Origin of the sequence: Micromonospora sp. WMMD558, assembly GCF_049315255.1 — a bacterium.
In the GTDB taxonomy this organism is placed as follows: Bacteria; Actinomycetota; Actinomycetes; order Mycobacteriales; family Micromonosporaceae; genus Micromonospora.
Genome location: NZ_CP186061.1, coordinates 513395 through 535133, shown reverse-complemented (window position 1 = coordinate 535133; position 21739 = coordinate 513395). Strand labels below are relative to the sequence as shown.

The 21739-nt window shown below is 71.2% G+C and carries 20 protein-coding genes; 13 read left to right on the top strand and 7 right to left on the bottom strand.

Features of this window, described 5'->3' with window-relative positions:
- Nucleotides 1-16: 16 nt before the first annotated feature.
- Nucleotides 17-385, top strand: coding sequence for a YciI family protein (locus ACN26Y_RS02535; RefSeq protein ID WP_155333878.1), 369 nt, complete (start codon nucleotides 17-19; stop codon nucleotides 383-385).
- 37 nt (nucleotides 386-422) lie between these two features.
- Here ACN26Y_RS02535 and ACN26Y_RS02530 read toward each other — a convergent pair whose 3' ends face one another.
- A complete protein-coding gene (locus tag ACN26Y_RS02530; RefSeq protein WP_155333877.1) occupies nucleotides 423-695 on the bottom strand; it encodes a hypothetical protein in 273 nt (90 codons plus the stop codon).
- 142 nt (nucleotides 696-837) lie between these two features.
- Here ACN26Y_RS02530 and ACN26Y_RS02525 point away from each other — a divergent pair, with 142 nt between their 5' ends.
- Together ACN26Y_RS02525 and ACN26Y_RS02520 are read left to right on the top strand one after the other, a co-directional pair.
- Complete coding sequence (locus tag ACN26Y_RS02525; protein WP_155333876.1) at nucleotides 838-1476, top strand: DUF998 domain-containing protein; 639 nt, start codon at nucleotides 838-840, stop codon at nucleotides 1474-1476.
- Nucleotides 1477-1490: 14 nt separating this feature from the next.
- The gene (locus ACN26Y_RS02520) at nucleotides 1491-1676 is read left to right on the top strand and encodes a YciI family protein (protein WP_155333875.1); all 186 of its coding nucleotides are present in this window, start codon (nucleotides 1491-1493) and stop codon (nucleotides 1674-1676) included.
- 48 nt (nucleotides 1677-1724) lie between these two features.
- On the opposite strand, the gene ACN26Y_RS02515 is transcribed toward ACN26Y_RS02520, so the two are convergent.
- Nucleotides 1725-2243, bottom strand: coding sequence for a hypothetical protein (locus tag ACN26Y_RS02515; protein ID WP_155333874.1), 519 nt, complete (start codon nucleotides 2241-2243; stop codon nucleotides 1725-1727).
- A gap of 106 nt (nucleotides 2244-2349) precedes the next feature.
- Complete coding sequence (locus tag ACN26Y_RS02510) at nucleotides 2350-3390, bottom strand: saccharopine dehydrogenase NADP-binding domain-containing protein (RefSeq protein WP_155333873.1); 1041 nt, start codon at nucleotides 3388-3390, stop codon at nucleotides 2350-2352.
- A 70-nt stretch (nucleotides 3391-3460) separates the two neighbouring features.
- On the opposite strand from ACN26Y_RS02510, the gene ACN26Y_RS02505 reads away from it, so the two are divergent.
- The gene (locus ACN26Y_RS02505; RefSeq protein WP_422734186.1) at nucleotides 3461-4423 is read left to right on the top strand and encodes a GlxA family transcriptional regulator; all 963 of its coding nucleotides are present in this window, start codon (nucleotides 3461-3463) and stop codon (nucleotides 4421-4423) included.
- A 49-nt stretch (nucleotides 4424-4472) separates the two neighbouring features.
- Here the strand turns inward: ACN26Y_RS02505 and ACN26Y_RS02500 are convergent, their stop codons facing one another.
- Nucleotides 4473-6587: an MMPL family transporter gene (locus tag ACN26Y_RS02500; protein ID WP_422734185.1), complete on the bottom strand. Its 2115-nt coding sequence runs from the start codon at nucleotides 6585-6587 to the stop codon at nucleotides 4473-4475.
- A gap of 101 nt (nucleotides 6588-6688) precedes the next feature.
- On the opposite strand from ACN26Y_RS02500, the gene ACN26Y_RS02495 reads away from it, so the two are divergent.
- The 5 genes from ACN26Y_RS02495 to ACN26Y_RS02475 all read left to right on the top strand — a co-directional run bounded on the left by ACN26Y_RS02495 (nucleotide 6689) and on the right by ACN26Y_RS02475 (nucleotide 12339).
- Nucleotides 6689-8002 carry a histidine kinase gene (locus tag ACN26Y_RS02495; protein ID WP_422734184.1) on the top strand — a complete coding sequence of 438 codons (1314 nt, stop codon included), beginning with the start codon at nucleotides 6689-6691 and terminating at the stop codon, nucleotides 8000-8002.
- On the top strand, nucleotides 7954-8598 hold the full coding sequence (locus ACN26Y_RS02490; RefSeq protein WP_422734183.1) for a LuxR C-terminal-related transcriptional regulator: 645 nt from the start codon (nucleotides 7954-7956) through the stop codon (nucleotides 8596-8598). Before ACN26Y_RS02495 ends, ACN26Y_RS02490 begins: the two co-directional genes overlap by 49 nt.
- A gap of 74 nt (nucleotides 8599-8672) precedes the next feature.
- A complete protein-coding gene (locus tag ACN26Y_RS02485) occupies nucleotides 8673-9659 on the top strand; it encodes a hypothetical protein (protein WP_422734182.1) in 987 nt (328 codons plus the stop codon).
- Nucleotides 9656-10114 carry a hypothetical protein gene (locus ACN26Y_RS02480; protein ID WP_422734181.1) on the top strand — a complete coding sequence of 153 codons (459 nt, stop codon included), beginning with the start codon at nucleotides 9656-9658 and terminating at the stop codon, nucleotides 10112-10114. Before ACN26Y_RS02485 ends, ACN26Y_RS02480 begins: the two co-directional genes overlap by 4 nt.
- Nucleotides 10115-10191: 77 nt before the next feature.
- Complete coding sequence (locus tag ACN26Y_RS02475) at nucleotides 10192-12339, top strand: MMPL family transporter (RefSeq protein ID WP_422734180.1); 2148 nt, start codon at nucleotides 10192-10194, stop codon at nucleotides 12337-12339.
- Between the two features lie 178 nt (nucleotides 12340-12517).
- On the opposite strand, the gene ACN26Y_RS02470 is transcribed toward ACN26Y_RS02475, so the two are convergent.
- The 3 genes from ACN26Y_RS02470 to ACN26Y_RS02460 all read right to left on the bottom strand — a co-directional run bounded on the left by ACN26Y_RS02470 (nucleotide 12518) and on the right by ACN26Y_RS02460 (nucleotide 15826).
- On the bottom strand, nucleotides 12518-12709 hold the full coding sequence (locus tag ACN26Y_RS02470; RefSeq protein ID WP_422734178.1) for a hypothetical protein: 192 nt from the start codon (nucleotides 12707-12709) through the stop codon (nucleotides 12518-12520).
- 229 nt (nucleotides 12710-12938) lie between these two features.
- The gene (locus ACN26Y_RS02465; protein ID WP_422734177.1) at nucleotides 12939-13343 is read right to left on the bottom strand and encodes a hypothetical protein; all 405 of its coding nucleotides are present in this window, start codon (nucleotides 13341-13343) and stop codon (nucleotides 12939-12941) included.
- Nucleotides 13340-15826: an AAA family ATPase gene (locus ACN26Y_RS02460; protein ID WP_422734176.1), complete on the bottom strand. Its 2487-nt coding sequence runs from the start codon at nucleotides 15824-15826 to the stop codon at nucleotides 13340-13342. The genes ACN26Y_RS02465 and ACN26Y_RS02460 overlap by 4 nt, the downstream gene beginning before the upstream one ends.
- 70 nt (nucleotides 15827-15896) lie before the next feature.
- On the opposite strand from ACN26Y_RS02460, the gene ACN26Y_RS02455 reads away from it, so the two are divergent.
- From ACN26Y_RS02455 to ACN26Y_RS02440, 4 genes are all read left to right on the top strand, one after another.
- Nucleotides 15897-16703, top strand: coding sequence for a hypothetical protein (locus tag ACN26Y_RS02455; RefSeq protein ID WP_230688853.1), 807 nt, complete (start codon nucleotides 15897-15899; stop codon nucleotides 16701-16703).
- The gene (locus ACN26Y_RS02450; protein WP_422734175.1) at nucleotides 16700-17830 is read left to right on the top strand and encodes a hypothetical protein; all 1131 of its coding nucleotides are present in this window, start codon (nucleotides 16700-16702) and stop codon (nucleotides 17828-17830) included. The genes ACN26Y_RS02455 and ACN26Y_RS02450 overlap by 4 nt, the downstream gene beginning before the upstream one ends.
- Complete coding sequence (locus tag ACN26Y_RS02445; protein WP_155333862.1) at nucleotides 17827-19341, top strand: hypothetical protein; 1515 nt, start codon at nucleotides 17827-17829, stop codon at nucleotides 19339-19341. The genes ACN26Y_RS02450 and ACN26Y_RS02445 overlap by 4 nt, the downstream gene beginning before the upstream one ends.
- Nucleotides 19342-19403: 62 nt before the next feature.
- Nucleotides 19404-21734, top strand: coding sequence for a GmrSD restriction endonuclease domain-containing protein (locus ACN26Y_RS02440; RefSeq protein WP_155333861.1), 2331 nt, complete (start codon nucleotides 19404-19406; stop codon nucleotides 21732-21734).
- Nucleotides 21735-21739: the final 5 nt, after the last annotated feature.

Below are 21739 nucleotides of genomic sequence, written 5' to 3'. Positions count from 1 at the left end.
TGGAAGGAATCCTGAGATGCGCTACATGCTGATGCACAAGCTCGACGAGAACGAGCCCCTCGCCTTCGACCCGAGTCCCCAGTTCATCGAGCGGATGGGCGCCTTCATCGAGGAGGCGCAGAAGGCCGGCGTGTTCCTCGCCGGTGAGGGCCTGGAGAAGAGCAGCAAGGAGTCCGGCCGGATCACCGCCGACAAGGGCAAGGTGACCGTCACCGACGGGCCGTTCACCGAGACCAAGGAGCTGATCGCCGGGTTCGCGCTGCTGGAGGTACGCGACAAGAACGAGGCGATGGAGTGGGGGCGGCGGTTCGTCAACCTCTTCATCGAGGAGGGTGTCTACGTCGAGGTCGACGTCCGCCGGGTCTTCGAGTTCCCGGAGGGCTGATCGTGCAGGGGTGCGGACGGTCGCGTCCGCACCCCTGTCACGAGTCGGGCAGAAGATGCCCGAGTACGGCCGAGAGCCGCTCCAACATCCCGTCGACCTGACCGCGGTCATATCCCCTCAGAGCCAAGGGCAGTTTGCCGCGCTCGCGGTCCAATTCCGTCTTGGCCTGCTCGATACGCGATGCCTGGTCGGAGTTCAGCGCGTCCACGCATCGCCCGATCAGCTCGTCCACCCGGCGCTTGTCGTACCCACGCAATCCGCTTGTGAAGGTCGGTGTCTCGAACACCGGTCGGTCCAGGGGCGGTTCCACGCGCGTACCTCGATTCCTGAGGGGCCGTCGTGGGAAGCATGGCACGGCGGCACAAGGGCGCCGAAGAATCTTGAGGAGGGATGTCGGATCCCGCTCGGCCTGATCGACGCGTCAGTGAGGACCCACCGACGAGGAGCTCGAGATGACCAGTACGACGTTGACGTCGACCCGGGCCGGCGTACCGACCCCGGCCCTGCTCGCCGCCGGCATGGCGGCCGGGCCGTTCTTCCTGGCCGTGTCGTTCGCCCAGGTGTTCACCCGGGACGGCTTCGATTTCAGCCGGCAACCGCTCAGCCTGCTCGCTCTCGGCGACCACGGCTGGATCCAGATCGCCAACTTCGTCCTCGCCGGGCTGCTGACCCTCGCCGGTGCCGCCGGCCTGCGCCGGGCCCTGCGCGGCCGCCCGGGCGGCACGTGGGGCCCGGCGCTGGTGGCGGTGGCCGGCGTCGGCATGGTCGTGGCCGGGGTGTTGACCGCCGACCCGAGCATGGGCTGGCCGGCGGGCGCTCCCGAAGGCTCGCCCGACACGATGAGCTGGCACTCGGTCGGGCACGGCGTCGGGGCGATGCTGTCCTTCGGGTCGCTCACCATCGCCTGCCTGGTCCTGGGTCCCCGCCTCGGCCGTCGCTGGGCGGTCTTCTCGGTGCTGGTGGCGCTGGCCACCGTCGTCGTGATGGCCTGGCCCGACCAGGGCAGCATCAGCGTCCGGATGGCCGCCGGTTCGGCCCTCATCTTCGGCTGGCTCACGGCCGTGTCCGCCCGCCTCCGCGACCTGTCCTGAGAGGAATCTCCGAGATGCGCTACACCGACGGGCCGTTCACCGAGACGAAGGAACTGATAGCCGGCTTCGCCCTGCTGGAGGTGCGGTCGAAGGATGAGGCGGTGGAGTGGTCGAAGCGGTTCGCCGGCATCTTCACCGACTTCGGGCTGGACGTCGAGGTCGACGTCCGCCGGGCGTACGAGGGACCGAAGGCGGTCTGACAAGGGCGTACGCGGGGGAGCCGGATGTGATGGCCGGCTCCCCCTGCCCTACTGGGCCTCGGTACCCTCGCGCGCCCGGCGGAGCTGCCGCGCATCCGTGAACCGGCCTCCGGCGAAGCGGGCCAGGGCTGTCGCCACCTCGTCCGCCGGCTCACGGACCCGGTTGAGGCCGAGCAGGACCAGAGCCCTCCGCCCGTCCAGCGGGCTCGTGCCGTCCAGCGGACGATCGATGGTCGACCCGGCCGGTACCAGCAGCAACGTCGGGGATGCCGGCTTGTCGTGACCGGCGGCCGGCACCGGCACGTCGAGAATGATCGCGTCGATCTCGGCCCAGGACACCAGCCGGTTGACCCCGGAGACTCGCAGGGTCAGCCCCTCCGCGCCGATGTGGAACCGGAACGGCCTGAGCTCGCGGACGGCGATCGCGCCGCTGATCACCAGCCCGAGGCCGCCGAGGATCGCCGCGGTGCCGGACCCGGCGGCGGAGCCGCACACCAGCACGAGCACGCTGCATGCCGCGAACCAGCCGCCCATGACCAGCAGATCGCGGCTTCTGTGCAGCTCCACGCCCGTACCTCGATCCTCGTGAGGGGTCGCTGTGGAGAATCGCATGACGGTGCGAGCGTGTCTGTCGGATCCTGGCGGCGAACGACGTGTCACGTCGCATGGTGCGTCAAACAGCGGACGTGTCACCGACCGCGATGCGGAGCGGGCCGGCGGCGAGGACGGCCAGCACCTCCCCGGCGTCGAAGATCTCACCGGGGGCGGCCACGCCGGTCGTGAGCGTACGACCGGTGAGGAGCCGGACGACGCCTTCGACGACGATGGGTGCGGTGACGGCGTAGATGTCGCGGCCGGACGCGGCGATCCTCCGCTCCTGGCCACCCCGGCGCACGACCACCTCGACGGCGAACCGCTGGGCGGACCGTCCCGACTCGTCGGTGGCCACCGGTGCCGGTGTCGCCGGGTCCCGCAGGTCGCTGAGCGAGGCGGTGTTGAGGTAGGAGGTCAGGTCACCCACCGGTAGGTGACGGGCGATGGTGACGACCTCAGAGAACGGCAGGCCGACCATGCGCTGCTCCCCGAACGGCTCCGGGAACCGCCAGGTGCTCTCCGGCGCCGGCTCGGCGAGGGGCGCGAGCCGCCCGTCGTTCACGACCAGGCGACGGACGGTGTTGCGCCGGCCGGTCGCGCGAGTGCCCTCGGTCGGCCACCACCTGTCCAGCGCGATCGCGACCGTGATCTCGTCCACCGGCGCGGAATCGTGGGCCGAACCGCCCGTGGCGACCGTGGCGAGCAGGTCGGCGAGACCGCCGTAGAACGCCATCGCGGGCACCACACCGACCCCCGCCGAGCGGGCGGGATCGGCCAACTCGCGGTACACCGCCTGCACCGCCGCCTGCTCGGCCGTCACGTCCAGGTAGTGCGCACCCGCCGCCACCGCCGCGGTCGCCACCGGCAGGGCGGTGTCCAGGAAGGGCCCGGCGCAGTTGACGACCACATCGATGTCGTCGAGCGCCGGCGGTGGCGCACCGTCCGCCAGCGGCCACGATCGCCATTCGAGCCCACCGTGCGCACGGGCGAGCGCCTCCAGTGCCGGCGCGCTGCGACCTGAGAGCACCGGCGTCAGGCCGCGGCGGAGAAGTTCGTCGACCACGAAGCGGCCGGTGTGACCGTTGGCGCCGTAGACCAGCACCCGTCCCATCTCGTTCATGTCTCCATGGTCAACACTTGTGCCGGGTGCCACCAGCGTCCGATCTGACGGCTGCCGTACAGTTTCGGACATGCACCGGGTCGCGCTCGTCCTGCACGAGACCACGATGCTCTACGAGGCGGCCATCGCCGCCGAGATCTTCGGCGTGGACCGGTCCGAGCTCTCACCGGCCGGTGACTGGTACGACCTGGTCGTGTGCACCCCGGACGGGCGGCCGAACCGGTGGCTCCCGGACGCGCGGACCGCGCGCTTCGACGAACTGGTCCGCGCCGACAGCGTCGTCGTCCCCTCCACCGACGACCCCGACGCACCACCGGACCCGGGCCTGCTGGAGGCGTTGGCCCGGGCGCACCGGCGCGGTGTGCGGATCGCCTCGCTCTGCACCGGCGCCTTCGTGCTCGCCGCCGCCGGCCTGCTCGACGGTCGCAGCGCCACCACCCACTGGATGCACGCCGACGACCTCGCCCGGCAGCATCCCCTGGTCGACGTGCGCGCCGACGTCCTCTACACCGACGACGGGCAGGTGCTCACCTCCGCCGGCAAGACGGCGGCCCTGGACCTGTGCCTCCACCTGGTCCGCCGCGACTTCGGCACCGCGGCCGCCAACAACCTCGCCCGGCGGATGGTCGTACCCGCACACCGGGCCGGCGGCCAGGCGCAGTTCATCGCCCCACCGGCCGCGCCCGACAACCCGGACCGGCTCGGCGCCATGCTGGAATGGGCCCGCAGCCGTCTGGACCAGCCGCTCACCGTGCCGGACCTGGCCCGCGAGGCCGGGCTCAGCAGCCGCCACCTCGCCCGCCGGATGCGGGCCGAACTCCGGCTCAGCCCGCTCGCCTGGCTGCACCAGCAGCGGATCGCCCGGGCGCAGGAACTTCTCGAACGTAGCGACGCGTCGGTCGAGCAGATCGCGACCCGCTGTGGCCTGGGCACCGCGACCACCCTGCGTCGGCACTTCCACAAGCACGTGGGCGTGAGCCCCACCGCCTACCGGACCGCGTTCCACTCCCTGGCTGCCGAACAGCACAGGTAGGAGCGGCGCCGGCCGTACCTCTGCGGTACGGCCGGCGCTGCCGTGAGCCTTACGACTCCGCCGGCACCCGCTCGACCGGCGGGGCGGCGACCGGCCGGAACGCCGGTCGGGCCAGGGTGCTCGGCCACCAGGTGCGCGGGCCGAGGTCCAGGGCCAGCGCGGGGACGAGCAGGCTCCGGACGAGGAACGTGTCGAGCAGCACGCCGACGCTGATGATGACCGCAGTCTGCACGGACGGCACCAGCGGCAGCACGCTCAGCGCCCCGAACGTGGCGGCCAGCACCACGCCCGCGCTGGTGATCACCCCACCGGTGACGGTCAGTGCGTGCAGCACGCCCGGCCGGTGCCCGAGCCGCGCTGTCTCCTCGCGCGCCCGGGTGGCGAGGAAGATGGTGTAGTCCACGCCGAGGGCGACGAGGAACAGGAACGTCTGCAACGGGATCCCGACGAACAGCTTCGGGTAGCCCATCGCGTCCAGGATCAGCCCGGCCGCGCCCATCGCGGCCACATAGGACAGCACCACGCTGGCCAGCAACAGCAGCGGTGCGACCAGCGCGCGCAGCAGCAGCACCAGGATGACGAAGACGACCGCCAGGACCAGCGGCACCACGATCCGGTTGTCGCGGCCGACCGTCCGCTCCTCGTCGATCAGGTACGCGGTGTCCCCGCCGACGAGGGCCTGCGCACCGGGCACGGCGTGCACCGCGTCGCGCAGCCGATCGACGGTGGCCAGCGCCGCGTCGCTGTCCGGCGGGTGGGTCAGGACCGCGGCGACGCGTACCCACCGGCCGTCCGGGGAGGGTTCCGGCTCGCCGACCTCGGCCACCCCCGGCACGGTACGGGCGGCGGCCACCACCTGGTCGGCCGAGCGGGCGGCGGCCAGGACCTCGGCCGGTGCGACGGTTCCGCCCGGGTAGTGCGCCTCGATCATCCGCTGGCCGGTGATCGAGCCGACCTCCGTCGTGAAGGTCTCGTCGCCGGGCAGGCCGATGCTCAGGTTGCCGATGCCGAAGCTCAGGGCCACCAGCGCCGCGGCCGTACCCAGCCACACCGGGCGGGGCCGCCGGCCGACGAACCCGGCGATCCGCCGCCACACGCCGTGCTCGGCCGCCACGTCGAGCTTCACCGCGTCCGGCGAGTAGCGCGGGACGAACGGCCAGAACAGCCACCGCCCGAAGATGACCAGCACGGCCGGCAGCAGCGTGGTCATGGCGAGGAACGCCGCGGCGATGCCGACCGCGCCGACCGGCCCGAGGCCCCGGGTGGACGGCAGGTCCGCCGCGAGCAGGCAGAGCAGGCCGATCGCGACGGTCGCCGCGGAGGCGCCGATCGCACCGTACGACCGGCGCAGCGCGACGGCCATCGCCGCGTGCCGGTCGGCGTGCCGGCGCAGCTCCTCCCGGTAGCGGGCGATGAGCAGCAGGGCGTAGTCCACGCCGACCCCGAAGACGAGGACGGTCAGGATGCTCTGGCTCTGGAAGTCCACGGCCAGGCCGGCGTGCCTGGCCAGCAGGTACACCACCGCACTGGCGAGCTGGTTGGCCAGCGCGACCGTGACGAGCGGGATCAACCACAGGACCGGGCTGCGGTACGTGACGAGCAGCAGCAGCGCGACGGTGGCGGCGGTGGCCAGCAGCAGCGTGGCGTCCATGCCGGCGAACGCGTCGAAGACGTCGTCCTCGGCGGCGGCCGGACCGGTCAACGCTGTTCGCAGTCCGGCGGGTGCGTTCTCCAGTTGGGCCTTGATGTCCGCGACCGCGTCGGCCCGCTGGCCGGCGTCCCCGGCGACGGGGAAGGAGACCAGCAGCGCCTGCCCGTCCTCGCTGGGCACCGGCGGGGGCACCTGGCCGCTGTCGGCGTACCCCAGGAAGGCCGTGCGGTCGGCCTCGGCCTTGGCGCGGTCGGCGTCGGTGAGCCCGCCCGCGCGGACGTAGACCGCGACGGCCAGGGGCTGCTGCGAGTCGGGCAACGCCTCCTCCGCGCGCTGCAACGCCCGGCTGGCCTCGGCGGTGGCGGGCAGCGCGCCGAGGGTGTCGTTGTCCTGCACCTCGGTCAGCTTGACGGCGAGGGGCCCGGCCGCCGCGATGAGGACGAGCCAGAAGACGAGCATCGCGTACTTGCTGCGGCGGCCTGGTGCCAGGCCGGTTCTCTTGTTCCTGGTCATGCCCTCGATCCTTCGAGCGGACCGGGTCGAGGACAGGAGTGCCAGGCCCCGTTCGGAGGTGGTGGTAGCACCACCGAAATCCGTGGCACCGGGGGCGGAGAATGAGCGCCGTGGACAGCTCCGTACGCGCCGTGGTGTGGCAGTTGGTGCGGCCCGGCGCGGTCGCCGCCGGGCAGGGACTGGCCGTGGCGCTGCTGAGCCTCGTCACGAACACGGTGCTGTTCGTGCTGTCGGTGGTGTCGCTCGCCCTCATTCCCGTGTTCGGGATCGGGTTCGCGCTCTTCCCGGCGGTGACCGTGCTGGTGCGGCTGTCGGTGGGGCTGCAACGCCGGCTGAGCCGCTGGAGCCGGGCGCCGATCGCGTCGCCGTACCAGCCGGTCCCGGCCGGCGCGTCGCTCGGGACCTGGAAGCGGTTCCGCTGGGTGGTGTCGGATGCGGCAACGTGGCGGGACTTCGCCTGGCTGATCCCGGGCGCGATCACCGGCGGCGCGTGCCTGCTGGCGTTCGCGCTGCCGGTGTACGGCCTCGAAGGCGTCCTGCTCGTGCCGCTGCTGCTGTACCTCACCGTCGACTGGTACGGCTACGGCGTGTTCTGGCCGATGGACAACTTCCTGGAGGCGTGGCTGTCCATGCCGCAGGGCTGGCTGCTCCTCGGCGGCGGGCTGGCCGTCGCGCCCTGGCTGGTGTGGCTGCACTTCCGCTTCGCCGGCTTCTTCCTCGCGCCCACCCAGGCCCAGGAGTTGGCGCTGCGGGTACGGCACCTCGCCGCCACCCGCGCCGACACCATCGACAGCCAGGCCGCCGAGCTGCGCCGCATCGAACGCGACCTGCACGACGGAGCGCAGGCCCGGCTGGTCGCGCTGCGGATGAGCATCGGCCTGGCCGAGGAACTCCTCGCCGACGACCCGGCGAAGGCGGCGCGGCTGCTCAGCGAGGCCCAGGAGGCCAGCGGCCAGGCGCTGGTCGAGCTGCGTGACCTCGTACGCGGGATCTACCCGCCGGTGCTCGCCGAGCGCGGCCTGGACGGCGCGGTGCAGGCCTTCGCCCTCACCGTCACGCCGCCCGTGGACGTCGAGGTACACCTGCCCGGCAGCCCGCCGGCGGCGGTCGAGTCCGCGGCGTATTTCGCGGTGGCCGAGCTGCTGACGAATGTCAGCAAGCACAGTGGCGCTTCGCGGGCCTGGGTGTCTCTCCTACACCGGGAGGGTGTGCTGCGCTGCGAGGTCGGCGACGACGGGCGTGGTGGCGCTTCGCCGGATGCGGGGAGCGGCCTGGCGGGTGTGCGACGCCGGCTGGCAGCCTTCGATGGCACGATGACCGTCACGAGTCCGCCCGGCGGACCGACCGTCGTGACCATGGAGCTGCCGTGCGCGTTGTCATCGCGGAGGATCTCGCCCTCCTCCGGGACGGGCTGACCCGCATCCTCGACGCGTACGGCTTCCGGGTCGTGGAGGCGGTCGCGGACGGGCCGTCGGTGCTGCCGGCGCTCACCCGGCACCGGCCCGACGTCGCGGTCCTCGACGTACGCCTGCCGCCCACCTTCACCGACGAGGGCCTGCAAGCGGCGCTCGCAGCTCGTCGGGAGCTGCCCGGGCTGCCCATCCTCGTGCTGTCGCAGCACGTCGAGCAGCTGTACGCGCGGGAACTGCTCGCCGATCGCGGTGGGGGAGTCGGCTACCTGCTCAAGGATCGGGTGTCGAACGTCGGGCAGTTCATCGACGCTGTCCGCCGGGTCGCTGAGGGCGGCATGGTGATGGACCCGGACGTGGTGTCCCAGCTGCTGGCGCGTCATTCGGGCACCGATCGGTTGGGGGAGTTGACCGCCCGGGAGCGGGAGGTGCTGGGGCTGATGGCGGAGGGCCGGTCGAACGCGGCGATCGCGGGGCGGCTGTTCGTGACCGAGAAGGCGGTCAGCAAGCACATCAACAACATCTTCAGCAAGCTGGGGATGCCGCCGTCGGACGACGACAACCGCCGGGTGCTGGCGGTGCTCGCGTACCTGAACGGCTGATTCGCCGGCCAACAGGGTGTATAAGTATTACTCATGGAGGCCAGGTAACGCTTATATCGACGTTTGTGTGGCGCATGCTGACCGAAGCTGGCGTCGCGCTCATCCCACGCGGTGCCGACCGCGTCGAGCTGAGCTACGCCGACGCCCGCGCCACCTTGACTGTCGTCGCGTCTCCGACCCCGCTGAGTCCTCGTGACATCGCTGCTCTGATCAGCCGCCATCCAGAACCTTGTTTGATCATCGTTCCGGCGGCTACGCCCGCCGTTCAAGAGACGGTCGAGGCGGCGGGCTGGTCGTGGCTGGCCGAAAGCGGGCAGGCAGTCACGGGTGGCCTGCGCATCGACGGGGAACGAATCGCGCTGCAGCCTCAGGTAGAAGCGGCTGAGCGACCTGCCAAGCGCGGCCCGGTGCCGTGGGGAACCTTCACCCTGCTTCGTCGGATGGTCCAGCGCCCGTACGCCACCCAGCAGGAACTGGCCGTCCTCGTTGGCGTCTCCCAGCCGCGGGTGTCCCAGGCCTTGCGCACGCTCGCCGATCAAGACGTCGTGCAGCGCACGTCGAGCGGGTGGACGCTCCGGAACCTCGATGAGGCGATCCGGTGGTGGCTGGAGAACTACCCGGGAACGGGAGGCATCAGCACGTACTGGTATGGCTTGGCGCCAGCGGTCGAGCAGGCCCGGACGGTCGTCGAGATGGTGGCGGCAGCCGACCCGCATGGCGTCGCGGTCTCCGGAGATGTCGCGGCCGACATCGTCGCTCCCTGGCGTGCCCCGACCCGCGCCATCCTCTATGCCAGCACCGGCGTGAACCTGGCCGATGCGGGCTTCATCCCCGCCGGCGCGGAGGAGGCAACGCTCGAATTCACCGTGCCGAGAGACCCGGGTCTGTGGCAGCCGTCCGGTATGGCGGTACCCGCCATACCGGACGGTCTTCCCCTCGCCGACCCGATCCAGATCCTCTGGGACGTGCGGCGTTCGCCGGGCTCAGACAGCGAGGACGCGGCGCAGCGTGTGTGGGACCTGCTGCGCCGCGATCACCGTGATCGGGGGTACGCGGCATGACCAGGCCGATGCCAGCGAGTCCGGTCCCGGCCGAGCCGCGACCTGTCTCGCTCATCTCCACCAGCCGGGCCGCAGACGCCGGATTTCTGACGCTTGCCGACCTGGCGCAGATCACCACCACTCTTGACCTGGACTACCGGATCGTCGGTGGGCACATGGTCACCCTGCTCGTGGCGCTGCACGGGGTCTCCGCGCAGGTGCCACTGCGCGAGACCGCTGATGCGGACTTCGCCGCGTTGCCCACCGTCATCGCGGACCCTCGTCTGCCAGCCGCCCTCATCGAGCGCGGCTACCGGTCTCGAAAAACAGCCAACCGATTCACGCGTGACACCGACGATCACCGTTGGCCGTCTTCACCGCCGCCTGCCACCCTGACGGCTGATACCCGCCCGACCCGCTGTTCCTCCGGCGTCCGAAAAGGATTGCCCGGCGGCGGTAGGCTGCACAGCGGGTAGCGAAGGATGCCCGGCAGCGTGACGAGCGGGCGCCCAAGGGGCCCGAACGTCGATTGGGCCGAAACACGGGGGATTCCATGTTCGAGCGGCTGGGCAGATTCGTCGTGCGCAGGGCGTGGTGGGTGATCGCCGGCTGGTTGCTCGCGGCGCTCGCCATCATCTTCACCGCACCGTCGCTGGGCGACATCACCTCCGCCGACCAGGAGAGCTTCCTGCCCCGCTCCTACGAGTCGGTGCAGGCCACCGAACTCGGCCAGAAGGCATTCCCGCAGGCGGCCACGGCGACGGCGATCATCGTGGTCAAGCGCGCCGACGGGCAGCCGCTCACCCCGGCGGACCAGGCGAAGGTGGGCCAGCTCGCCCAGTCGCTCAAGGCCGAGAACATCCCGCACACGTCCGGCTACCTGACCGGCCCGCAGGCGGTCGCGCCGGACAGGTCCGTGCAGGTGATCAACGTCGGGCTCGACGCCCCCGCCCCGGACGACCCGGCCCTGCTCGACGCCGTACGCGACCTGCGGGCCGCCATCGGGCCGGAGCTTCAGGGCAGCGGGCTGACCGCGGGCGTGGCCGGCGACGTGGCGAGCTTCGTCGACAACGAGGAGACCTTCAACGACGCCTTCTCCGTGGTCGGCATCGCGACGATCATCCTGATCATCGGGCTGATCCTGATCATCTTCCGCAGCCCCATCGCCGCGCTGCTGCCCATCGTGGTGATCAGCGTGGTCATGAGCGTCACCACCGGGCTCGTCGCCGCCGCCGGCAAGGCCTTCGACCTGAACGTCAGCCAGGACCTGCAGACGATCCTGCTGATCGTGCTGTTCGGCATCGGCACCGACTACATCCTGTTCCTGCTCTTCCGCTACCGCGAGCGGCTGCGCGCCGGTGACGACAAGCGCACCGCGATGGTCGTCTCCGTCCAGCGGGTCGGCGAGGTCATCACGTCGGCCGCCGGAGTGGTCATCGTCGCGTTCCTCGTGCTGCTCCTCGCCTCGCTGGGCTTCTTCGGCTCCCTCGGCCCGGCGCTCGCGATCGGCGTCGGCGTCATGCTGGTCACCTCGCTCACGCTCATCCCGGCGGTCGTCTCGCTGCTCGGCCGGTACGTCTTCTGGCCGTCCAAGGCATGGCAGCGTCCCCCCAAGGCGACCATCTCGCACCGGCTCGGAACGGTCATCGGGCGCCGGCCGGCGCTCGTCGCGGCGGCCTCCGGTGCCCTGCTGGTCGCGCTCGCCGCGGGCGTGCTGGGCTACAAGGCCGACTACGACTTCAGCGCCGGCTTCCCGCAGGACACCGAGTCGGCGAGGGCCGCGCAGGACCTGCAGAGCGGGTTCGCCGCCGGTGCGCTCGCCCCCACCGAGGTCTACCTGACCACCGGCAACGGGACGCCGCTCACCGACCAACAGGTCACCGACTTCGCGGCGGCCGCGGCGAACGCCCCGGGTGTGGGTCAGGCACAGCCCCCGGAGCGCGGCAGCGACCCGAGCGTGGTCCGGATCAGCCTGCTGCTCAACGAGAACCCGGTCTCCAACGAGGCGATCACACTCGTCCGCGACGACCTGCGCGACGCCCTGCACGCCGCCGCCCCACCCGGCACCCGGGCGCTGGTCGGCGGGACCACCGCGATCTTCGCGGACATCAACTCGGCGAACAACCGCGACCTGTCGGTGATCCTGCCGGTGGCGGCCGGCCTGATCGCGCTCATCCTCGCGCTGCTGCTGCGCAGCCTGGTCGCGCCGATCTACCTCGTGATCGCGGTGCTGCTCAACTTCGCCGCCACCCTGGGCGCCACGGTCTACGTCTTCCAGGGACTACAGGACCAGCCCGGCGTGACCTTCCAACTGCCGATCATCCTGTACCTCTTCGTGGTGGCGATCGGGACCGACTACAACATCCTGATGATCGCCCGGCTGCGGGAGGAGGCGCGGGAGGGCAACGAGCCGCACCAGGCGGCGGCCATCGGCGTGGAGCATGCGGGGCCGACGGTGGCCGCAGCGGGACTGATTCTCGCCGGGACGTTCGCGGTGCTGATGTTGGCGCCGATCTCGTTCCTGCAGCAGATGGGCTTTGCTGTGGCAATCGGCATTGTGCTGTCGGCGTTCGTCATGTCGATGTTCTTCGTGCCGGCGTTGACGGCGCTGATCGGGCACAAGGCGTGGTGGCCGGGGCATGGGGACGAGCGGCCAGCGCCGCACACCCCGCCGGCGCCGGCGAGCGTGACGCAGGCATAGCGGCGGTGGACCGGTCATGCCTCAACCGGTAGTGACCGAGCTTGCGCCCCTTAGGCGGCGATGGCGCGGGCGGCGGCGTAGTGACATCCCCGGAGATGCAAAGTGAGACGCCCCGGGCGGGTCACCGTCCTAACGGATCACAGATCAGCGATAGGACGGGCGCCCTCGGAGGATCGAACTACATTCGGACGGAGTTGCTCGCGCCGCTCTTGCGCATCGCGAGGAACGGGGCGATGAACAGCCACAGGCCGCCCGTGATGAAGAACATGAAGATGTGGAAGCCCAGCCCGCGACGTCGCCGGCCGCCGATGTTCACGGCGTTCTGAACGATGATCGTCGGTTGTTGCGCTTGCTGCGGTTGCTGGCTCATGTCCCGCCTGTTCCAGGTAAGTGGGGTTGACGACGGATCAAGTTAGCCGGGCCAAACGCGTACTCGCCTCGCACAAGTAGCTGAAACTCGTGACCTTGGGGTTGAGTCGCGTGGGCTGGTCGAGCCTGTCGGCGTCACCTACTGGTCGCCCGGGTGTGCGGCTCGCTGGGTGGTAAACAGGGGTGCGGTAGTAAGCCCCCTGTTACCGCAGGTCATAGACCGCCGCGTCTCAAGGGTCGACTTCGGATGGCGGCGCTGGTCGTTCCAGGGCAGCGAGGTCGCCGATCACTGTCGCCACCGTCTCCCGGAGCCGTCGAAGCTCCGCTGCGGTGAGGCCGAGCTCGTAGCAGTGGTGGTGTCCGGCGCGTGACAGCGCCGACCAGGCGTATCCCGCCCGGGCGGCAACGTGCCGGCCAGCGTAGCGGTCCAGGATCAGGAACTGCGGCGTCCTGGCGCGCAGCGCGGCGACCTCAGGATGGCACCGTTGCCAGTAGTCGTCCATGGCTGCCTCGACTGCGAGCCGCAGCAGCCAGGCACAGGCGCGGGGCCATGCGCCGCGGGTGCCGCGTACGACGCTGGTCAGCAGCTTGTCGGCGGCGGCGAGGCAGTCTTGCGGCGAAGCGGTTGTCGTCATCGCAGTTCCTCGGCGAGTCGGCGGCTGTCGCGGACCAGCACCGCGAGGTCGAACATCCCAGGCCTGTGGACGCCCTGCTTGCACGCCTGGAACACGTCACCGGCCCATCCGCCGAACCTGTTGAGCCGGCCGAGCACCTTGCCGCCCTGGTGCATGTCGCCGAACAGTGCGAGCGCGGCGACCTGGTTGAGCGTCAGCGCCTTCTCGATGAGCTCCTCGACGTCGCCGTGCCGCTCACCCCGCGCGATGCGTTCCCGCCGGATCCGCTCATGGCAGGCGGCTTCGAGCGCCGACCGGCAGAAGCCGGAAACCAGCGGGTAGCGGGCATTGTCCGCCAGTTCCTCGGCCTTGAGGATCGCGGTGGCGTCGGCGAGGTACCGGTCGACCGGGTCGCTGTTCTTGCGGATCTCGACCTCCGACCCGTCGCGGCGGGTGACCGCCCAGATGGTGGCCTCGATGCGCAGCCGGCGTACCGCCTCGGGCAGCCGGTTGTCGTGCGTGAAGACCACGACCTGCCGGGTCTCCGCGAGGCTGGCGAGCACCTGTGCCAGGCCGTCGACCTTCGACGGGTCCATGCTCTGGACCGGGTCGTCGATGATGACGAACCGGAACGGGCTGTCGTCGGCGCACGCGCGGGGCAGGAACACCGACAGGCCGAGGGCCTGCAGTTCCCCCTGGCTCATCACGGCCATCGCCGAGGTGTCGGTGCCGTCGACCTTGGCCGGGAAGGAGATCTTCCGGCGGGTGTTGGTGCCGTCGAGCCGCATCCCGCTCAGCTCGACGTTGCTCTCCTGCCGGAGTTCCTCCCAGATCTGCTGCGAGCGCTGGGCGAACGGCTCGAACCGCTGGTCGCGAAGAGCGGACAGCGCGGTTTTCAGCCAGTCGCGGGCGGCACTGACCAGCTTGAGCTTCGCATCGTTCTCGACGCCGGCCCGCGCCTGGCTGAGCCAGCCCTGCAGCGCGACGGCGTGCTCGCGCCAGGCGTCGTGCCGCTGCCGCAGCCACGCGCTTGTCAGCTCCTGCAGCTCGGTGAAGGCGTCGAGCAGCGGCAGGTAGGTGGTGCGTAGGCGCGCCGCGAGCTGATCGGGAGGAAGCGAAGCGGCGTCGGCACACAGGTCGTCGACCCTGGCCCGGTACCGCTTCACCGCCTCCGGCTGGTCGAGCACGCCGGCCATCGCCTCCAGGTCGTGGACGCTGATCCGCCGGTCCAGGTCGAGCAGCCGTACGGCTCGGGCCTGCGCCTCCCGCAGCCGCCGGTGCGCTCCCTCGGCCGCCACGGTGTCGCGCTGCAGCCGATCCAGCGTCGATTCCGCGCGACCGCGCCAGGCGGCGTCGAGCGTCCCGGCGCCGCACACCGGGCAGCTGCCGTCGCCGTGGTCGTCGTGGAAGGCGACCGCCATCCGCAGCAACTGTGCTGCCTGGTCGGCGGTGCCGGCACGGGTGGTGGCGAGGCCGGCGACCTGCGCCGTGGCGGCCGCGAGTTCGTCCGCCACCTCGGTGGCGTACCCGGCGTCGGGGAGGGCGGCGGCGACCAGGCGCCGGGCGGCGACCGCCGCCGGATCGGTGGTGTCGCTGCCGGCGTCGGCGAGCAACTGGTCGAGAGCGTCGAGGTCGACGGTCCGCTTCGCCAGGAGCGCGGACGCAGCCCGGGCCCGCTGGTCGTCGACGAGGCTCAGCGCGTCCCGCAGGGCGGCGCGGGCCGTCTTGACCGTGCTGATCTGGTCGTTCAGCGTTCGGCGGACCCGCATCAGGCGGTCGTCGGCGTCGACGAGCGGGTCCATGCCGAGGATCGGTGCGAGCGCGTCGAAGAGACCGCTGGGCTTGGAGGTGATGAGCCGGCCCAGGTCGCTCGCGGTGAGGAACGGCCGGTACGCGTCCAAGGACTTGCGCCAGCCCAGCTCCGTCGTCCCGGTGTAGCGCTGCCCGTCGTCGGCCAGGACGCTGCCGATGCCCTGGCTGGCGTCGGTGTGGTCGTCGCGCCAGGTTCGGCGTACCCGGATGGGTTTGCTGGCCCCCTCGGCGCGGACCTGGACCTCGATCTCGCAGGGCGACCCGTGGTGGAGGTTGCGCCAGCCGTCCTTGAAGACGCTGTTGCGGTCGGCCCAGCGTGCGCTGTCGCCGGTGAGGGCGAGCTCGACGGCCTCGGCGAAGCTGGACTTGCCGGAGCCGTTGCGGCCGACGACGAGGGTGAGGCCGGCGTGCGGCTGCAGCCGGACGCTCTGCTGTGGACCGACGCCGCGGAAGCCGGCGACGGTAATGGATTCCAGGTAGAGCGGCTGCGGGCGGGGCCGCTGGGTCGGGTCCCGCTCGGGCAGGTCGACGGACTCGCCGGCGAGGACGCCGCCGAGCGCCTCGTCGCCCACGTAGGCCGCGAGCACAAGGTCGATCACCGCATCGGACACGTCGTCTTCGGCCAACCGGTCGAAAACCTGGTCGAGTAGAGACTGGTCCCAGCCCATCCGGGTCTCCCTTCCAGGCGTCACCGTAAGTAGTGTTCCGCTTATCAACAATCCTGGTTACGGGGGATTGCTGGGAAACACTGGAACTTGTAGCATGCTCGTCGTGGCGGAGTCCATAGAAGACATCGAAGGTCGGATAGACGACCTGCGGGCGGCGGTCCGACGAGCGGTGGTGGCGCGGGACGCGGCTCGTGTCAAGGCGTTGCGTGCCGAACTGCGGGACGCCGAGCGGGAGTGGGAGCGGGCCATCACCGACCTCGCCGACCGCACAGAGGCGGACAACCGGCCCGCACGTGTCGAGGCGCCCCTGGTGTCGATGCGCGACCAGGTCCACCACGCCCTCACCCTGCTCTCCGCCCCGGCCGCACCGAAGCTGATCGCCGAGGTGCACAACGCCTTCTTCGGCACCGCCAGTCCCGGCCTCGTCCCCGGCAAGCTGACCCACCTGCGCCGGGACGAGGAGCGCTCGTTCCGCACCGCCCCGCGCTCCCGGCCGTACCATCTCTGCTCCGCCCTGACCGCCGAGCACCTCGCGCCGGCCCGCGGCCTGCTCGCGGTCTCGACCTGGCCGCTGGAGCGGCGCATCATCGGGCCGCTGAGCCCTCGTGTCGACTTTCTGACAGCCACCATCAAGGTCGCGGAGCAGGCTGCTCGGATGCCGGAGCAGAACCTCACGGTGGCGCGCCTGCTCCGCCGGTTCGCCACCAGCATCCCCGGAGCCGTCGACGGCTACGAAGCCGTCGACCCGGCGATCGTCATCAAAGCCGCCCAGGCCGAGCTGGCCGTGCACGCCGACGCCGACCGGGCCGACCGCGCCGCGGCGGCCGATCGCGCCCGCCGGCTGGACGAGGCGGAGCAGCTCTACGGCAGCCGCCTGCGCGTCATCCGGGGGTCGGCATGACCGACCTCGCCCAGCGCCTGGCCACCATCCGCGGCGGCGTCGCCCCGGCCCGGCACAACGCCCGCACCATCGCGGTCCTCACCAGCAACCCGGGCTGCGCCCGCCGGGCCGTGCTGGACTGCGCCGGCGTCGACAAGCAGCGCCTCGCCGCGTACATCGACCACCCGGCCCGGTTCGGCCAGTCCCGGTTCGCCATCACCCGCGGCAACGCGTTCGAGGCGCAGGTCAAGGCCAACGGCTGCGCCGAACTGCTGCGGCTGCTGCGCGAGCTGCTCGACCTGGAGATCCAGGAGGTCGCCTACGACGACCTGGAGTCGGTCGCCGGCCACCCAGGCAACGACGTCCGGTACGCCCGCGCCCGCACCCTGCTCACCCGCGCCGCCGCCGAACCCGAGCGGGCCGGCACGCTCTTCGACCACCCGCTGCTGCGGCTCGACGTCGCCGGCCAGCAGGCCTACCTCGAACCGGACCTGATCGCGTTCCAGCACGCCGGCCGGTTCCACGTCGTCGAGATCAAGAGCTTCGCCGTCATCGACGGCCAGGCCGACCCCGGCAAGGTGGCCGCCGCCGCGATCCAGTCCGCCGTGTACGTGCTGGCCATGCGCAAGCTGCTCGAAGACGCCGGCCACGACCCGGAGATCGTCTCGCACGACGTCGTGCTGGTCTGCCCCCGCGACTTCTCCAACCAGCCGATGGCGGTCCTGGTCGACGTCCGCAAGCAACTCGCCGTGCTGCGCCGGCAACTGTCCCGGATGACCCGGATCGACGCGCTGCTCGCGGAGCTGCCGGCCACGCTGAGCTTCGACCTGGCGGCCGACGACACGGGCGTACCCACCCGCTCCCCGCAGTCGCTGATCGACGCCCTGCACGAGGTCGAGGCCCGGTACTCGCCCGAGTGCCTGGCCACCTGCGAGCTGGCGTACTTCTGCCGGCACGAAGCCCGCGGCTGCACCGCCGCCCTCGGCAAGACCGTGCGCGAGGAACTGGGCGGCATCGAGCGGGTGGAGACGGCGCTGGCCATCGCCCGCGACGAGCGGGCGCCCGCCGAGGACCAGCAGGAGGCCGCGGAGCTGTTGCGCGCCGCCGCCCGGCTGCGGGCCGAGCTGCTCAGCGGGGTGGCCGGATGAGTACGCTCACCAGCCTCGCCCGCGCCGAAGCCGTCGTCACGGAACGCGCGCAGCGGATCACCCTGGTCCGGCACCTGCACGTCGCCGACCGTCCGCTCGTGTTCATCCCGCTCACCATGGCCGGCGAGGCCAACGCACCGCTCGCCGCGCTGGTCGGCGACAACCCGGACGACCCGACGCTGCTGATCGTGCCGCAGCCCCGGAACCGCGACCAGCGCTTCGCCTTCGCCGCTTCGCTGGCCGCCGTGGTCCTGCCGTACGTCGAGAGCTTCCGCGGTGACGTGGAGGCGGTGTCGGCGAACCGGGGCAAGGAGATCCGGGTCCGGTACACGAACGCGCCCCAGCTGCTCGTACCGAACCGCGGCGGAGTCGCCTTCACTCGGCTCTTCGGCCGCTCCACCCGGTTCCGGCGCACCGACGGCGACTACCCGGTGCACCCGACGGTGCCGCTGCTCGGCCGCTGGCTCACCTGGTTCGCCGACCGGGCCGAACACCCGGGATCCTCGGCGGTGCTGGCGATGACCGAAGCGCTCGGCCTGCACTGGGCCACCGGCCAGAGCCCCCTCGAAGACGCCCAGCTCGCCGCCCTCATGGCGTGGATCGCCCCGCCGGACGGGATGACCGGCCCGGAGGCGGCCGCTCTCGCGGAGGATCCGGTCGCCTCGCCGCCGGCCGGCCCGGCCACCGACCCGAGCTTCGACAACGAGGTCCTCGCGCCGGCGATGGCCGCGTACGACCGGGCGGTCGCCGCCGACTCGCTGGTCGACCGGCGGCGCGCCGAACTCGAGGACATCCTGCGTGGGCAGCTCGACCCGACCTGGCGGCTGATGTGGCAGGCCGTCGCGCTGCTGCACGACCTGCCGGCCGGGTCGCGGGTTGCCGGCCGCTGGGCCGAGGACCGGGACGCCTACACCAACTACTGCTCGTACCTCGACGACGGCGGCCTGCCGCAGCCCCGCCGCGACGGAGCCGTGGCCGCCGCGCAGCGGCTGCACCGGCTGGAACGGGCACAAGCCTCGTACGACGTGCAGCGCGCCTACGACGACCCGATGGTGATGGCCGACTACCGGCTCACCGGCGAGGCGTTCGTCGGCGAGGTGACGGCCGCCGACCCGACCCGGGTGGACCACAGCGGGAAGCGCCGCGTCCTGCGCCCCTGGATCACGGTGACCACGGCCGACCCGGTGCTGGTCACCCCGGGCACAACGCTGTACTCACCCGACCGGCCCAGCAACCAGAAGGCCAAGGTCGTGTCGGTCGCCCGCGACGACGACGGAACCAGCGAGGTGGTGCTGGAGCTGACCGGCGGCATGGGGTCGTCGCTGACGCCGCCGCCGGGCAGCGTGCCGGAGGTGGGGGATCGGCTCTGCTACACCACGCTGACCGACTCCTTCTTCCCGGCCGGCGCCTTCCCGACGCGGGAGGAGACGCCGTGGACCCACGGCGGCCCGCCCGCGCCTTTCGATGATGGTGCTCCGACCGCCGAAGATGCCCGCGAAGAGTGGTCCTGACCCAACCTGATCCACCGCAGCACAACAAACAACCAGACGTTCAGATCCGTGGGGGAGCTGACATGAGCAAGTTGGGCACGATCCTCGACCAGATCGACTCGGGCACGGTGCTGCTGCCCGAGTTCCAGCGCGGCTACGTGTGGAACCGCGACCAGGTCCGCGGCCTGATGCGCTCGCTCTACCTCGGCTATCCGGTCGGCGCCCTGCTCGTTTGGGAGACCGAAGCCGACCATGGGTCGGTGCGGGGCAGCAGCAAGGCTGGTGGCGGGATCAAGCAGCTGCTCCTGGACGGTCAGCAGCGGATCACCTCCCTCTACGGGGTGGTGCGCGGCAAGCCTCCGGCGTTCTTCGAGGGCGACCCGGCGGCCTTCACCGGCCTGCGCTTCAACGTCGAAGAGGAGACCTTCGAGTTCTACGCGCCGGCCAAGATGAAGGACGACCCGACGTGGGTCGACGTCACCGAGCTTTTCGTCGACGGCATCGAGCCGCACATCGGCAAGCTCTCGGCCGACCCGGCCACCATGCCGCACTTCGCCACGTACATGGGTCGGCTCATCCGGCTGCGTAACATCCTCGAGCGCGAGTTCCACCAGGAGAAGATCACCGGCGCGGACAAGGGCGTCGAGGTCGTCGTCGACATCTTCAACCGCGTCAACTCCGGCGGCACCAAGCTCTCCAAGGGCGACCTGGCGCTGGCAAAGATCTGCGCCGACTGGCCCGAGGCGCGCTCGACCATGCGCAAGCACCTCAGCACGTGGTCGACGGCCGGATTCCAGTTCAACCTCGACTGGCTGCTGCGCAACGTCAATGCGGTAGCGACCGGCCGGGCCCAGTTCGAGTTCCTGGAGGGGGTCGGCTCGGCCGACTTCGCCCAGGCGCTGACCTCCAGCGAGCACTACATCAGCGGCTTCCTCGACGTGATCTCGGGGCGGCTCGGCCTGGACCACGACCGGGTGCTGATGGGTCGCTACGCCTTCCCGGTGGTCTCCCGCTTCCTGCACCTCAACGGCGGCTCGTTCGCCGACGCCACCCAGCGCGATCGGATGCTCTTCTGGTACATCCACGCCGCGCTGTGGGGACGCTTCGCCGGCTCCACCGAGACGATCCTGACTCAGGACTACGAAACCGTCGCCCGCACCGGCATCAACGGCCTGATCACCAGCCTCAGCCGCTGGCGCGGCGGCAACCTCGTCATCGACGGACAGGACTTCGAGGGATTCGGCCGCGGCTCGCGCTTCTACCCGCTGCTCTATCTGCTCACCCGCGTGCTCGGCGCCCGCGATTTCGGCTCCGGGCTCGAGCTCAGAGCCGAGATGCTCGGCTACCTCACCTCGCTGCAGGTGCACCACATCTTCCCGAAGGCGCTGCTCTACAAGCACGGCTACGGTCGCTCCGAGGTCAACGCCGTCGCGAACTTCTCCTTCCTGACCCAGCAGACCAACCTGGCGATCGGCAAGCGGGCGCCGGAGGACTACTTCGCCGAGACCCAGCAGAAGCACCCGGGCGCGCTCGAGTCGCAGTGGATCCCCACCGACCCGCAGCTCTGGCGTCTCGATCGCTACCGCGAGTTCCTGGCCGCCCGCCGGGAGCTGTTGGCCGAGGCCGCCAACGGATTCCTCGCCAGCCTGCGTGACGGAACCAAGCCGGCGGCCGAGCCGCTGCGACCGGTGGTCGTGGTGGCCGAGGAGGACGACGACGTCCGCGCCCGCCAGATCAAGGCGCTGGTCGACGAGCTGACCGCAGCCGGCTGTGCCGAACCCGCGCTGGACAGCGAAATCGCCGATCCTGCCACGGGACGTGTCCTGGGGGTGGCCGAGGCGTACTGGCCGGACGGCCTCCAGCCGGGTCTCGGCAACCCGGTGGTGTTGGAACTCGACGCCAACCCCGACCTGCCGCGCATGGAGGAACTCGGGTACGAGGTGTTCACCTCGGTGGACGCGCTCCTCGGCTACGTGGCCCGCCGCAACGAGCAGGCAGCCGGACCGTCGGAGGACGACGACCACGTCGGCCCGGACGAGTCGACCGTCGAGGACGCGGCGCTGGCGGCCGGCCCGCCGTCCGCGACCGTGCCGGCGCAGGCCGCGGTTGGCGGCACGGGCGCCGACTTCGACCGGGCGATGCGGCAGCTGTACGTGGCGGCGCGCGACGAGGCCGGCTACAACGCCACGCTCTTCCTCAGCATGCTCGCCGAGCACGGAAGCATCTCCACCGCGAAGAAGCTGCTCGCCAGCTCCGTGGTGTCCGACGGCTTCGTCGCGCTGTGGGAGCGGGGCCGGCTCGACCTGACGGTCGAGGCTCTGGTGACCAGGCCGGAGTTCGAGTGGCTGTTCGATCCCGCCGAGCTGGAGGTCGCGCGCACCCGCCTGCAGCAGTTCGAGTACGAGGCGCGGTGATGTCC

Coding starts and splice junctions, on each gene's coding strand:
- ACN26Y_RS02445 (WP_155333862.1), top strand. CDS start 17,827: ATGAGTACGCTCACCAGCCTCGCCCGCGCCGAAGCCGTCGTCACGGAA.
- ACN26Y_RS02505 (WP_422734186.1), top strand. CDS start 3,461: ATGCACCGGGTCGCGCTCGTCCTGCACGAGACCACGATGCTCTACGAG.
- ACN26Y_RS02485 (WP_422734182.1), top strand. CDS start 8,673: ATGCTGACCGAAGCTGGCGTCGCGCTCATCCCACGCGGTGCCGACCGC.
- ACN26Y_RS02495 (WP_422734184.1), top strand. CDS start 6,689: ATGAGCGCCGTGGACAGCTCCGTACGCGCCGTGGTGTGGCAGTTGGTG.
- ACN26Y_RS02455 (WP_230688853.1), top strand. CDS start 15,897: ATGCTCGTCGTGGCGGAGTCCATAGAAGACATCGAAGGTCGGATAGAC.
- ACN26Y_RS02500 (WP_422734185.1), bottom strand. CDS start 6,587: ATGACCAGGAACAAGAGAACCGGCCTGGCACCAGGCCGCCGCAGCAAG.
- ACN26Y_RS02510 (WP_155333873.1), bottom strand. CDS start 3,390: ATGAACGAGATGGGACGGGTGCTGGTCTACGGCGCCAACGGTCACACC.
- ACN26Y_RS02480 (WP_422734181.1), top strand. CDS start 9,656: ATGACCAGGCCGATGCCAGCGAGTCCGGTCCCGGCCGAGCCGCGACCT.
- ACN26Y_RS02450 (WP_422734175.1), top strand. CDS start 16,700: ATGACCGACCTCGCCCAGCGCCTGGCCACCATCCGCGGCGGCGTCGCC.
- ACN26Y_RS02465 (WP_422734177.1), bottom strand. CDS start 13,343: ATGACGACAACCGCTTCGCCGCAAGACTGCCTCGCCGCCGCCGACAAG.
- ACN26Y_RS02440 (WP_155333861.1), top strand. CDS start 19,404: ATGAGCAAGTTGGGCACGATCCTCGACCAGATCGACTCGGGCACGGTG.
- ACN26Y_RS02520 (WP_155333875.1), top strand. CDS start 1,491: ATGCGCTACACCGACGGGCCGTTCACCGAGACGAAGGAACTGATAGCC.
- ACN26Y_RS02525 (WP_155333876.1), top strand. CDS start 838: ATGACCAGTACGACGTTGACGTCGACCCGGGCCGGCGTACCGACCCCG.
- ACN26Y_RS02535 (WP_155333878.1), top strand. CDS start 17: ATGCGCTACATGCTGATGCACAAGCTCGACGAGAACGAGCCCCTCGCC.
- ACN26Y_RS02470 (WP_422734178.1), bottom strand. CDS start 12,709: ATGAGCCAGCAACCGCAGCAAGCGCAACAACCGACGATCATCGTTCAG.
- ACN26Y_RS02475 (WP_422734180.1), top strand. CDS start 10,192: ATGTTCGAGCGGCTGGGCAGATTCGTCGTGCGCAGGGCGTGGTGGGTG.